Raw genomic sequence first — 11,880 nt, 5'->3', positions numbered from 1 at the left:
TCGGGGGTGGCGGCGGCGGCCCGGGCGGTGGCGGCGGGTGCGTCGGCAACGTGTGCGGCGGCTACTGACATCCCGCGATAGCGCACCACCACAAACCAAGGCTTGCTGCCCAAGTCGGCGGGGCCGGGAGCACCTGGCCCCGCCGGCTGAAAGCCTCTTACCCATCGAGCGTTCTTACGTGACGGCCTAGGCCGGGCACCGCATTCGGGTTATGGTTCTGGCCAACTCCGATGCAAGGGGAAACTCGATGTCGAAGCTCCGGTTTGGATACTTCATCGCGCCGTTCCACCGGGCCGGCACCAATCCGACGCTCGCATTGCAGCGCGACCTCGCTTTCATCGAGCACCTCGACGCCCTCGGTTTCGACGAGGTTTGGATGGGCGAGCACCATTCGGCCGGCAGCGAGATCATCAGTTCGCCCGAGGTGTTCATCGCCGCCGCGGCCGAACGCGCCAAGCGGATTCGCTTTGGCACCGGGGTCATTTCGCTCTCGTACCACAACCCGCTCTGGGTGGCCGACCGGCTGATGCTGCTGGATCACCTCACCCACGGCCGCATCATCGGTGGCGTGGGGCCGGGTTCGCTTCCCAGCGACTCCGCCATGATCGGACTCACCCCCACGGACACGCGCGAGCTGCTGGAAACGAATCTCGACATCGTCGTGCGGCTACTGGCCGGGGAGACGGTGAGCGCGAAGACGGCCACGCACCAGCTGTTCGACGCCGAGTTGCAGCTGGCGCCCTACTCGGATGGCGGGATCCCGCTGTCGGTCGCCGCGGTCGCGTCGCCGACCGGCGCGCGGCTCGCCGGCAAGCACGGCATCGGCCTGCTGTCCATCGGCGCGACGCTGACCGTCGAGGGCTTCAACGCCCTCTCGTACCACTGGGGCATCGTCGAGGAGCGCGCGGCGGCCTTCGGCACCCGGGTCGACCGTTCCAACTGGAGCCTGGTGGGTTTGTTCCACCTCGCCGAAACCGACAAGCAGGCCCGCGAAGAGGTGAAGTTCGGCATCGAGCCGTGGTTCCGGTACTTCCAGAAGGTGGCCGCCTTCCCGCAGATGACGATGCCGGGCGAGCAGCTCGACGAGATGATCGACGTCATCAACGAAAACGGGGCCGGTGTGATCGGCACGCCCGAACGCGCGCGGGAGCAGGTGCAGCGGCTGTGGGATCAATCCGGCGGGTTCGGCTGCATGCTGCAGATGGGCCACGAGTGGGCCAACCCGGCCGCCACCCGGCGGTCGGCCGAATTGTTTGCCGCCGAGGTGATGCCGCATTTCCAGGGCCAGGCGCAGCCAACCCTGGATGCCGCCGCGCGTGCGGGGCAGGCCCGGGACAGCCTGGCGCAATCGCAGTTGGACGCCGTCGCGCACATGACCAAGAAATATCAGGACGAGGTCGAGTCCAAGTAGCGACCGCTTCATAGTCGAGCGATAGCCGCTTCCCAGCTGTTAGCTAGATTCTCGGCGCACAACTGAGGGATGACCAGCACCGCTGACCACCGGCTCCGAATGGTGCAACTCGCTTTCGCGGGCGCCGCCATCGTCGGAACTCTCGCCTTGTTCGGCGCGGGGCACGAATCAGTGCGCCCGACGGACGTGGCGGTGTCGCCCCAGACACCGCCAAACCTTCTCGGCGGCAACGGCTTTGCCGCCGATGACGACGACGACCAGGCCCAGCTGCAGCAGCAACTCAATCAGCAACAGCTGCAACAGTCGATGCAGCAGGCCGAACAACAGAACGAACAGGCCCAGCAGCAGTTCGAGCAGAGCATGCAGCAGGCGCAGCTAACCGAGCAGCAGGCCAACAACCCCTAGACCCTGCCGGCGGCCGTGGCGGCCGCGCGGTGCGGCCATCATGCGCCTGCCCGGCTCGATTCGCGCTCGGCCGTCTTGACCAACCGGTCGGCGAAGAACCGCACCGCACCGCCCATGGCGGCTCGCATCAGCGGACCGGTCCCGCGCACTCCCTCGGTGAACGAGCCGGTCCAGTGCAGGTCGGTGCCGCCCGCGGGGTTCGGCGTGAGGACCACCTCACTGACGTAGTCCTTCACGGGATTCGACGGCGCGATGAGTTTGTACACGTGCCGGCGGTCCTGTTCGTACTCGACGGTTTCCTCCTGCACGAGCACCGGCCACATGCCCAGCTTGCGAACCGCCCCGATCCCGCCGGGCGCCGGATCGCCCTGCCGCGCCCAACTCGAGTGAATGACGATGGGTTTGGCCCACTTCGACCAGTTGGCGCCGTCGGTCACGAGCCGGAACAGCGTCGCGGCGGGCGCCGTGCTGGTGCGGTTGACCTCGAATGAGAACGTTCTTCCTGACATGACCAACTCCCCGGAAAATTCATCGGCGACCCTGCATGCCGCTCGCGCGTAGGCTACAGCTCACCGCCCAACCCACCCGGCGGGGGTTCACCCGAAGCGCCGACTGGACCGCGGGGAATGCCTACAATCAGCGCATGCGACGGCCGATCTCGCTATTTGCCGTCCTGTTGTCGCTCAGCGGCTGCGGCGGCCACGGTGCCACCGGCGCAAGCCCCACCACGGATCGCACCGCCGCCAAGGTCAGAAGTCAACGCGTGCTCGACGACGCTGTCGGCGCAAGCGCGCCGGGATGCTCGGCAGCCGTGGGCATTCGGGGAAAGGTCGTCTGGACGGGTGTGCGCGGTGTTGCGGACACGTCGACGGAGGCGGCCATCACCCCGGACACCGTGTTCGACATCGCCTCGGTGTCAAAGCAATTCACCGCGGGCGCCGTCCTGCTGCTGGTGGACGCCGGCAGCCTGGCGCTCGATGATCCACTCTCGCGGCACGCGCCGGAGTTGCCGGCGTGGGCGCGGTCGGTCAGCCTCGGACAGTTGATGCACCAGACCAGCGGGATCCCCGATTACGTCGGGCTGCTGGAGGCGCAGGGGTTCCAGGCCGGCGACCGAACCACCGAGGAGCAGGCGCTGCAGGCACTCGCCGCTGTGACCGCACTGGAATTCGACCCGGGCTCGCGATTCGAATACTCCAACTCCAACTACCTGCTGCTCGGCGAGATCGTCCACCGGGTAGCGCGGCAACCGCTGTCGCAAGTCCTCACCGAAAAATTTTTCCGGCCCCTGGGCCTGAGCATGGTCGTCGATCCGACCGGGCCGATTCGGGGCAAGGCCGTCGGCTACGAGAAGGGCGGCGAGGCGATCGCGTCCGGCTGGGAGCAGGTCGGCGACGGCGGAATTCAGACAACTCCGAGCCAACTCGTGGTCTGGGCGGACAATTATCGGACCGGCCGAGTCGGTGGACCCGCGCTGCTGAACGCCCAACTTGCTGGAGCGGTACCGACCCAAAAGGGCGGCGGTGACCGCTACGGGGCGGGAATCTACCTGCTGGCCGACGGCACGCTGGACCACGACGGTGATTGGGGCGGCTTCGTCACCGCATTCCGGGTCAGCAAGGACCGGTCCACCTCGGTGGCCGTCAGCTGCAACACCGACAAGCAAGACCCGGAGGCCCTCGCCGACGCGTTGCAAAAGCTCTGGGCGTAGCAGGCGCCACTGCGGGACGGCCCGAAAAGCGTTGCGCGTCGCCGCGCCTGGCTTAGTCTCCATTCGGAGGCGACGATGGTGCTCAAGGTTGCGGTGGCGGCCGACCTGATCGGCGGCGATGTGGACGCCGGGTACGGGAAGGTCGCGGACGCCTTTCGCGCCAATTTCCGCGACGGCGCGGAAGTGGGTGCGGCCCTGGCGGTCTACCGCGACGGTGTCAAGGTCGTCGACCTGTGGGGCGGCTACCGCAACGGCGTGGCCAAGCAACCGTGGCGGCCCGACACGATGGTCAACATGTTCTCCACGACCAAAGGGGTCGCCGCCCTGGTCGTCGCCGTCGCCGTGTCCCGCGGACTGCTCTCCTACGACGCCAGGGTGGCCGACTACTGGCCGGAATTCGCGCAGGCGGGCAAGGGTGAGGTCACCGTCCGCCAGCTCCTGGGGCACCAGGCCGGGCTGTGCGCGCTCAAACCGAAGCCGACGCTGGCCGACGTCGCCGACCCCGAGAAGCTGTCGCCGATCCTGGCGGCCCAAGCGCCGGCGTGGCCACCGGGCGCCCGGCACGGTTACCACGCGATCACGCTCGGCTGGTACGAATCGGAACTGATCCGGCGGACCGACCCGGCCGGCCGCACGCTGGGCCGCTTCATGGCCGACGAGATCGTCCGGCCGCTGGGGCTCGACCTGCACATCGGGCTGCCGGATTCGGTGGACCGGCAGCGGGTCGCGCACGTCCACAACTGGGTGCGCGCGGAAACGCTACTGCACCTGAATGTGATGCCGCCGGGATTCGTGGGCGCCTCGCTCAACCCGGTCGGCCTGACGGCGCGCGCCGTCGCCGTCCCGCGCGGCGTCAACGCGTTCAACGGCGACTACAACCGCGACGACGTGCGGGCCGTGGAGATCCCGTCGGCCAACGGCATCGGCACGGCCCGGTCGGTGGCGCGCATGTACGGCAGCGCGGCCACCGGGGGAGCGGAGCTCGGCCTCACCGCCGAGACGGTCGGCGCGCTGGCGGCGCCGGCGCCCTCACCGAGCCGCGGCGTTCGCGACAAGGTGATGAACGTGGACGTGGCGTATTCGCTCGGCCTCTGTAAGCCCGTGCCGCACTTCGCATTCGGCTCCTCGGGCGCCGCCTTCGGAACACCCGGCTTCGGCGGATCGTTCGGCTGTGCCGACCCCGACACCGGCGTCGGGTTCGCCTACGTCATGAACCGGCTCGGGTTTCACCTGTGGAGCGACCCGCGCGAACTCGCGGTGCGGCAGGCGGTGTTCCGCGATGTGCTCGGGGTGCGACCGCAGACATGACCGCGCGCCGACGCTCGACGGCCTGCGCTGGTGGCATCCTGGCCGTGTGGGTTTGCTCATCCGGTTGGCGGAGCTGTTGATCGTCGTCCTGCCCCTGGTGGGCGCGACCGTCGCCGCGGTGCGCGCGTTCGGCGCCAACCGGCGACGGGCGGAGCGACCGCCGGAGACCGACCGCGCGGAACCCCGACCGGACACCGGCGACAATCACGTCGCCCAGTGGCGGTCGCTGCGCCGGATCCTCGAGGAGCACCGCCGCACCGACGCGCGCTGGCTCGAGTACGAACTCGACGTCGCCAAGCTCCTCGACTTTCCGCTCATGACCGACATGCGCGACCCGCTGACGGTCGCCTTCCACAAGGCCAAGCTCCGGGCCGACCTGCTGCGCCCGGTCAAGGCCGAGGACCTGCTCGACGACAGGGAAGCCGCCGCGCAATACCTGTCCGCCGTCGAGGATTACGTGACCGCCTTCAACGCCGCCGAGACCGAGGCGACGCGCAAGCGCCGCAGCGACTTCTCCCACGCCGATCAGCAGCGAATCGCGCGGGCCCAGAGCCTGTTGCGGGTCGCGTCGGACCCGGCCGCCGCGCCGCAGGAGCGCCGGCACGCCTATGACTTGGCGCGTCAGGAACTCGAGGGCCTCGTGGTCTTGCCGGCAACGATGCAAGCGGCGATCGAACGGGGGATCTCCGGGGAGCTGGAGGGTTGAGCGCGGCGGGCGACGGCCTCGCCGGGTTTCAGATCACTCCACCACCCCTGCGCGGCCCGGTGACCTTCGACCAGTACTGGCGCGACCTCACCTTCATCCACTGGCCGGTGCGGCCCGACACCGTCGACCCGCTGTACCCACCCGGCACCCGCCCCGACGTGTTCGACGGCATGACCTATGTCGGGCTGATCCCGTTTGCGATGGGCCACACGAAAGTCGGCTCGGCGCTGCGACTTCCGTACTTCGGTAGCTTTCCGGAGACCAACGTGCGGCTGTATTCGGTCGACGACTCCGGCCGCCACGGCGTGTTGTTCCGGTCGCTGGAAACGGCCCGGCTGGCCGTCGTGCCGGTGATCCGGGGCGCCCTGGGCGTGCCGTACACCTGGGCGCGGATGCGGACCAACCGGTACGGCGACCGCGTCACCTACCGCAGCGTGCGCCGCTGGCCCCACCGCGGCCTGCGCAGCCGGATCGAGGTCGCCGTCGGCGCCCGGGTGGAACCGACACCGCTGGAGGTGTGGCTCACCGCCCGATGGGGCGCGCACACCCGCAAGGCCGGCCGGACCTGGTGGATACCGAACGAGCACGCGACGTGGCCGTTGCACGCGGCCGACATCGTCGAGCTGGACGACGAGCTGGTGGCCGCCAGCATGGTGCGGCCCGCCGGCCAGCGGTTGCGGGCGCTTTTCTCGCCCGGCGTGCGAACGCGGTTCGGCCGCCCCAGCGTCGTGCGCTACGGGCAGGCGTAGCCGCCGTCGATCACGACGTCCGAACCGGTCATGTAGCTGGAGGCCGCGCTGGCCAGGTAGAGGTAGAGACCGGCGAGCTCCTCGGGCCGGCCCATCCGCCCGAGCGGTACCTTCGGCTCCCACAGGCGGTGGTATTCGGTGAGCGGCTCCACCAGTTCGGTGCGAATGTAACCCGGGCTGACGCTGTTGACCCTGATGTTGTGCGGCGCGAACTCCACGGCCATGGCCCTCGTCAGGTGGATCACCGCCGCTTTCGACGCGCAGTAGTGGCCCACTTGCTGCGGGATGTTGATGATGTGGCCCGACATCGAGGCGGTGGTGATGATGGCGCCGCCCTGCCCCTGCCGGACCATCGCCCTGGCCGCCGCTTGCGCGGTCAGGAAAACGCCTGTGACGTTGGTCTTTTGGATCCGCTCGAACTCTTCCAGCGGCATGTCCAGCATCCCGTTCACGGTGATGATGCCGGCGTTGCAGACCGCGATGTCGATGCCGCCCAACTCCGCGGTCACCCGGTCCAGCATCGCGGTCACCTGGTCGGGCTGGGTCACGTCGCAGCCGATCGGCACCACCCGACCCGCGCCGTCCGGCGCGATCTCGCGGGCCACCCGTTCCAAGTCGTCGGTGCGCCGCGCCGCAATGGCCACGTCGGCGCCCGCCTGCAGGTAGGCCCGCGCGACCACCTTGCCGATGCCGCTGGATGCGCCAGTTACCAGCGCCCGCTTGCCGCGCAGATCGAACAATTCCAAGACGTTCATGCGATATCCCTTTTCAGACGAGCCTCCGTCAACCGGAACACGTTCTAGTGTGTCCGCCATGGGCAAATACACCAGGGCAGAAATCGAGCAAGCCGTCGAGAACTACACGCGGGTCGTGGAGGGCTGCAGCGCATCGGGCGATTGGCGGCCGTTCGCCGATCTGTTCACCGAGGATGTGGTCTACACCGAACATCACTACGGAGTGTTCCACGGCCGCGAGGCCGTGCGGGACTGGATCGTCGCCGTGATGGCGCCGTTCCCGCACATGCGATTTCCGTCCGACTGGACCGCCTACGACGAGGACAACGACGCCGTCGTCGTGATGATCAAGAATCTGCTCGACCACCCGACGGATCCGAACGGCGAGCCGTTCTGGTTCCCGAACTGGACCCGGCTGGTCTACGCCGGCGACGGCTTGTTCTCCAGCGAGGAGGACATCTACAACCCCAACCGCGACGCGCCGGGTGTGGTGGCCGCCTGGCTGCAGGCCGGCGGTCGGTTGGAGTCCGACGAGATCCTGCAGCCGGGCGCCTGAGCCCCCGGGACTAGACGGACGCCGGCTGGCGTCCGCGTCGCCGCGACCGCACGGCCGCCAGCGCCTGCTCCCACGCCAGCATCGTGGCGGCCTTCATGTTGGCCGGCTTCATGCTGTCCCTGGACAGCAGCGCGGTGGCCGCGGCCTTGGTGGTCGCCGACGCCTTCGACAGGTGGCCGGAGTCAAACGGCGGCTGGGGGTCGTATTCGATCGCCAGCTGGATCGCCTTGGCGCGGCCTTCCCCGCCCATCTCGCCGGCCAGCCACAGCGCGAGGTCGAGGCCCGCCGACACCCCCGCGCAGGTTACGACGTTGTCCTGGTGCACGATTCGCTCGTCGCCCACCGGGACGGCGCCGAACGCCTTGAGCGCCGGAATGGTCAGCCAGTGCGACGTGGCGCGCCGCCCGGCCAGCAGGCCGGCCGCCGCCAGGATCACCGACCCGGAGCACACCGACGTCGTCCACCGGGCGGTGCGATGCGCCTGCCGCAGCCAGTCCAGCAGCGCGTCATCACGGGCATGCACCGGGGTGGACGGGCCGCCCGGCACGAGAATCACGTCGGGCGAAGGGGTTTCGGCCAGCGAATGGGTCGCCCCGATCACCAGCACGCCGGAGTCGGCGGTGATCGGCCCCGCCTGGTGCCAGACGAACCGAACCTCGGTGTCGGGCAGGTTGCGCAGGACCTCGTACGGGCCGATCATGTCGAGCGCGGTGAATCCCGGATAGGCCACGATCGCGATCTGGGTCATGGTGTGATCCTTCCTTTTCAGGCGAACGCCTTGCGGTATTGGTCGGGCGGGATGCCGACCCGTCGAACGAAGTTGCGCCGCATGGTTTCCGCGGTGCCGAAGCCGCATCGGGTAGCGATCGCGACGACGGTGTCATCGGTCTCCTCCAACTGGCGGCGCGCGGCTTCGGTCCGGATCCGTTCGACGTACTGGCCGGGCGCCTCGCCGACCTCGGCGGTGAAGACGCGGGTGAAGTGCCGCGGGCTCATCGCGGCGCGGCGCGCCAGCTCGTCGATGCTGTGCTCGCCGCCCGGCTCCGCCTCGATCGCCTCCTGCACCGCGCGGATCGAGTTGCGCTTGGCGCGCGGCATCCACACCGGCGCCGCGAACTGCGTCTGCCCGCCGGGGCGGCGCAGATACAGCACCAGCCAGCGAGCGACCGTCTGCGCGACCTCCGTGCCGTGGTCGTCCTCGACCAGCGAGAGCGCCAAGTCGATGCCCGCGGTGACACCCGCGGCCGTCCACACCGAGTCCGAGCTGCGGACGAAGATCGGGTCCACGTCGACGTCGATTCCGGGAAACTCGCGGGCCAACTTCCCGGCGAAGGCCCAGTGCGTGGTCACCCGCTGCCCGTCCAGCAGGCCCGCCTCGGCCGCCAGGAACGCGCCGGTGCAGACCGTCACCACGCGGCGGGCGGTTGCGGCGGCGGCCTTGATCCAGCCGATCAGCTCGGCGTCCGATCGGGCGGCGTCGACACCGGCGCCGCCGGGCAGCACGACGGTGTCGATCGGTGCGGTGGGGTCGCCCGGGTCCGGCAGCGGCGCGGCGACGAAGCCCAGACCGGTCGGGGTGGTGATCGCCCGACCGTCGACGGACGCCACAGCGACGTCGTAGCCACCCCCGGTGAGCAGCGCCGCGCCGGTGAAGACGTCGTGCGGTCCCACCACGTCTAGCGCCTGCACACCGGGGAACCCGGCGATCACGACCCTGCGAGCCATGGACTCAAGTGTTGGGCACCGACCGGCATGTCGTCTACGCCGTGCATCCCACCAATTAGGACATGGGACCTGCCCCGGGCCGGCCGCAGCGGGCTTGGCACACTGTCCGCATGGCACAGATAACGTTGCGTGGAAACCCGATCAACACCGTCGGCGAGCTGCCCAGCGTCGGGTCTCCGGCGCCGGCCTTCAGCCTTACTGGCGGCGACCTGGGGCCGGTCGACAGTAACCAGCTCGGTGGTAAAGCCTTGGTGCTCAACATCTTCCCCTCGGTCGACACTCCGGTGTGCGCGACCAGCGTCCGGACCTTCAACGAGCGCGCCGCCGCCAGCGGCGCCACGGTGGTGTGCGTGTCGAAGGACCTGCCGTTCGCGTTCGCCCGGTTCTGCGGTGCCGAGGGCATCGACAACGTCAAGACGGGGTCGGCCTTCCGCAGCAGCTTCGGCGAGGACTACGGCGTCACCATCACCGACGGCCCGATGGCCGGTCTGCTCGCCCGGGCCATCGTGGTGGTCGGCGCCGACGGCAAGGTCACCTACACCGAGCTGGTCCCGGAGATCGCCCAGGAGCCCGACTACGACGCGGCGCTGGCGGCGGCGGGCTGACGCCTCGCTTGTTTGCGAGCCGCCCGCGTCCGTCGCGCTGAGCTGTCCCGTCGCGGTGCACCCGTGTTAGCCTGACCCATCCACAGGGTGGTCGGCCGCAAAGGAGTGCCTGCGATGGATGACGGCAAGGTTCGGGTTGCCGCGGGCGTGCTGGTGAGTGTGCTGGCCCTGCAGGTCGCGGGTTGCCACGCGAAGTCGACGGTCAAGCCCGAGGGCGCGGCGCAATCGGTCGTCGACGTCGTCTCGAGCCAAACGGGCTTCCACCCGGCCGACGTGAACTGTCCATCCGGCGTCGAAGCCAAAGTGGGCCAGGAGTTCGACTGCCACTTCACCGGTCCGGAGGGCAAGCCCTACACCGCGCACATGCGCATCACCAAAGTCGAGGGCGAGCAGGTCGTCTTCGACGTCAGGAGCCGGCCGAGTTAGGCCCCGGCGGTCCGAGGCGATCCGCGGTGGCCGTCAGCACTTCGCGGCACCCGGCCCACATCGCCTCGATGATGTCGGCGGCCGGGGGGAGATCCGAAATCCGTCCGGCCACCTGACCGGTGTTGGCGACGCTGGCGTCCATGTCCCCGTTGAAGTAGAGCCGCTGGACGCGTTGCAGCGCCGCGGCACCCTCGCCGGAAGACGTTGCGGCGTCGAGCCTCTCGGCGGCCGCCGTCCGGATGACGCGCATCATGCGTTTGCCGTCGAGGGGCAGCAGCACGGTGGCGGTTTCGTCGGCCGCCACGACCGCCCGCTTGAGGTTGCCGTGCACCGGGGAATCCGCCGAGGCCAGCAGGCGCGTGCCCATCTGCACGCCCTCGGCGCCGAGGACGAAGGCGGCCGCCATCGACCGCGCGTCGCAGATCCCACCCGCGGCCACGATCGGCACGTCGACGTGGGCGGCGACCAGAGGCAGCACCACCATGGTCGACGCCCCGAATCGGTTCTTGAAGCCGCCGCCCTCGACGCCCTCGCCGACGAGGCCGTCGACCCCGGCGTCGACGGCCTTGCGGGCCGCGGCGAGCGTGCCCACCACGTGGAACACGGTGATGCCGGCATCGTGCAGCCGGCCGGTGAACAGTCCCGGATCGCCCGCGGAGGTGGTGACGAAACGAATGTCGTTGTCCACCAGCAGATCCACGGTGGCCGGGTCGCGGTTCATGATCAGCGCGATGTTCGCGCCCACCGGCCGGTCGGTGAGGTCGCGCACGCGCCGCAGATCCGCGCGGCCCTGCTCGGACGTCGTCTCGATGATGCCCAGCCCGCCCGCGTTGGACACGGCCGCGGCCAGCCGCGCACCGGCGATGTAGGTCATCGGCGCCCCGATGATCGGGATGTCGATGCGCGCCAGGTCGCAGACCCGGTTGGTGGTGGTCATGATTTCCTCGGGTCGATGAGGTCGCGGAAGCCGGCGGCGGGATGGACCGACGCGCCCAGGCCGGTGACGCGGTCGCTCAGCGCCCTGTCCGAGGTGACCACCCGGATGTCCTGCGGACGGGGATCGGCCCGCACGCGGCGGACGATCTCGTCGTCGGCCGAGTTCGCGGCCGCCCTGGGTGCATAGGCGATCTCGATCACCGACGCGGGAATGGCGGTCGACGGTGGCCGCTCGAACACGACGGTCACGCGGTCCCCGTGGGTGGCGGCCCATCGGTCAAGGCGGTCGGCCAGCGCGACCATGGCGCGGCCGCGGTCCTTCCACCAACCGTCGGGGCGGCTTCCGATCACGTTCATGCCGTCCACAATCCACCGCACGATCCCTACGGTAAGGCGAGCGCGCACGCCCACCCGCGAATTTCGTGCTTTTCGACGCTGAGCGGTTGGTACGGTCACCGATATCCGATTCCGCTGCTGCCGTCGATGGGACAGGTGAATGACGTTGATAGCCGACACCGATGACCGGATTGTCTCGCTGGCCCGCGGAATGCGCGATCTGGTGCGCGCCGAGGCCGCCGAGTCCGAACGGGCGCGCACCCTCACCCCGG

At 69.5% G+C, this 11,880-nt stretch carries 15 protein-coding genes; 9 read left to right on the top strand and 6 right to left on the bottom strand.

Annotation, left to right across the window (positions count from 1 at the left end; all coding sequences use genetic code 11):
- The first annotated feature begins 247 nt into the window (after positions 1 to 247).
- Positions 248 to 1,411: an LLM class flavin-dependent oxidoreductase gene (locus A5680_RS16820; protein WP_067821295.1), complete on the top strand. Its 1,164-nt coding sequence runs from the start codon at positions 248 to 250 to the stop codon at positions 1,409 to 1,411.
- A 69-nt stretch (positions 1,412 to 1,480) separates the two neighbouring features.
- Positions 1,481 to 1,816 carry a hypothetical protein gene (locus tag A5680_RS16815; RefSeq protein WP_055402289.1) on the top strand — a complete coding sequence of 112 codons (336 nt, stop codon included), beginning with the start codon at positions 1,481 to 1,483 and terminating at the stop codon, positions 1,814 to 1,816.
- Positions 1,817 to 1,854: 38 nt separating this feature from the next.
- Here the strand turns inward: A5680_RS16815 and A5680_RS16810 are convergent, their stop codons facing one another.
- Positions 1,855 to 2,325: an SRPBCC family protein gene (locus A5680_RS16810; protein ID WP_067821292.1), complete on the bottom strand. Its 471-nt coding sequence runs from the start codon at positions 2,323 to 2,325 to the stop codon at positions 1,855 to 1,857.
- 134 nt (positions 2,326 to 2,459) lie between these two features.
- Between A5680_RS16810 and A5680_RS16805 the strand changes: the two genes are divergently transcribed.
- The 4 genes from A5680_RS16805 to A5680_RS16790 all read left to right on the top strand — a co-directional run bounded on the left by A5680_RS16805 (position 2,460) and on the right by A5680_RS16790 (position 6,290).
- Positions 2,460 to 3,527, top strand: a complete 1,068-nt coding sequence (locus A5680_RS16805) for a serine hydrolase (protein ID WP_156675145.1) — start codon at positions 2,460 to 2,462, stop codon at positions 3,525 to 3,527.
- A gap of 75 nt (positions 3,528 to 3,602) precedes the next feature.
- Positions 3,603 to 4,835, top strand: a complete 1,233-nt coding sequence (locus A5680_RS16800) for a serine hydrolase domain-containing protein (RefSeq protein WP_067821285.1) — start codon at positions 3,603 to 3,605, stop codon at positions 4,833 to 4,835.
- Between the two features lie 46 nt (positions 4,836 to 4,881).
- Positions 4,882 to 5,541 carry a hypothetical protein gene (locus A5680_RS16795; protein ID WP_067821282.1) on the top strand — a complete coding sequence of 220 codons (660 nt, stop codon included), beginning with the start codon at positions 4,882 to 4,884 and terminating at the stop codon, positions 5,539 to 5,541.
- Positions 5,538 to 6,290, top strand: coding sequence for a YqjF family protein (locus A5680_RS16790; RefSeq protein WP_231977642.1), 753 nt, complete (start codon positions 5,538 to 5,540; stop codon positions 6,288 to 6,290). The genes A5680_RS16795 and A5680_RS16790 overlap by 4 nt, the downstream gene beginning before the upstream one ends.
- On the opposite strand, the gene A5680_RS16785 is transcribed toward A5680_RS16790, so the two are convergent.
- Positions 6,275 to 7,045 (bottom strand): SDR family oxidoreductase, encoded by a 771-nt coding sequence (locus A5680_RS16785; RefSeq protein WP_067821279.1) that lies wholly within the window; start codon positions 7,043 to 7,045, stop codon positions 6,275 to 6,277. The genes A5680_RS16790 and A5680_RS16785 overlap by 16 nt on opposite strands.
- 58 nt (positions 7,046 to 7,103) lie before the next feature.
- Here A5680_RS16785 and A5680_RS16780 point away from each other — a divergent pair, with 58 nt between their 5' ends.
- A complete protein-coding gene (locus tag A5680_RS16780; protein ID WP_055402275.1) occupies positions 7,104 to 7,580 on the top strand; it encodes a nuclear transport factor 2 family protein in 477 nt (158 codons plus the stop codon).
- 10 nt (positions 7,581 to 7,590) lie between these two features.
- Here A5680_RS16780 and A5680_RS16775 read toward each other — a convergent pair whose 3' ends face one another.
- Together A5680_RS16775 and A5680_RS16770 are read right to left on the bottom strand one after the other, a co-directional pair.
- Positions 7,591 to 8,328, bottom strand: coding sequence for a DJ-1/PfpI family protein (locus A5680_RS16775; RefSeq protein WP_055402273.1), 738 nt, complete (start codon positions 8,326 to 8,328; stop codon positions 7,591 to 7,593).
- A gap of 17 nt (positions 8,329 to 8,345) precedes the next feature.
- Complete coding sequence (locus A5680_RS16770; protein ID WP_067821275.1) at positions 8,346 to 9,305, bottom strand: GlxA family transcriptional regulator; 960 nt, start codon at positions 9,303 to 9,305, stop codon at positions 8,346 to 8,348.
- Positions 9,306 to 9,415: 110 nt separating this feature from the next.
- Here A5680_RS16770 and tpx point away from each other — a divergent pair, with 110 nt between their 5' ends.
- Both tpx and A5680_RS16760 read left to right on the top strand, forming a co-directional pair.
- Positions 9,416 to 9,910, top strand: coding sequence for a thiol peroxidase (gene tpx, locus A5680_RS16765; RefSeq protein WP_067821272.1), 495 nt, complete (start codon positions 9,416 to 9,418; stop codon positions 9,908 to 9,910).
- 114 nt (positions 9,911 to 10,024) lie between these two features.
- Entirely contained in the window at positions 10,025 to 10,336 is a 312-nt protein-coding gene (locus A5680_RS16760) for a DUF4333 domain-containing protein (RefSeq protein ID WP_055402267.1), read from the top strand.
- On the opposite strand, the gene A5680_RS16755 is transcribed toward A5680_RS16760, so the two are convergent.
- Together A5680_RS16755 and A5680_RS16750 are read right to left on the bottom strand one after the other, a co-directional pair.
- Positions 10,317 to 11,273, bottom strand: a complete 957-nt coding sequence (locus A5680_RS16755) for a nitronate monooxygenase family protein (RefSeq protein WP_067821269.1) — start codon at positions 11,271 to 11,273, stop codon at positions 10,317 to 10,319. The genes A5680_RS16760 and A5680_RS16755 overlap by 20 nt on opposite strands.
- Entirely contained in the window at positions 11,270 to 11,650 is a 381-nt protein-coding gene (locus tag A5680_RS16750; RefSeq protein WP_055402263.1) for an NYN domain-containing protein, read from the bottom strand. Before A5680_RS16750 ends, A5680_RS16755 begins: the two co-directional genes overlap by 4 nt.
- Positions 11,651 to 11,880 lie beyond the last annotated feature (230 nt).

The organism is Mycobacterium sp. E2989, assembly GCF_001667595.1.
Classification (GTDB): domain Bacteria; phylum Actinomycetota; class Actinomycetes; order Mycobacteriales; family Mycobacteriaceae; genus Mycobacterium.
Note: the sequence above shows the minus strand (reverse complement) of the source record. Positions and strands in the feature narration are given on the sequence as shown.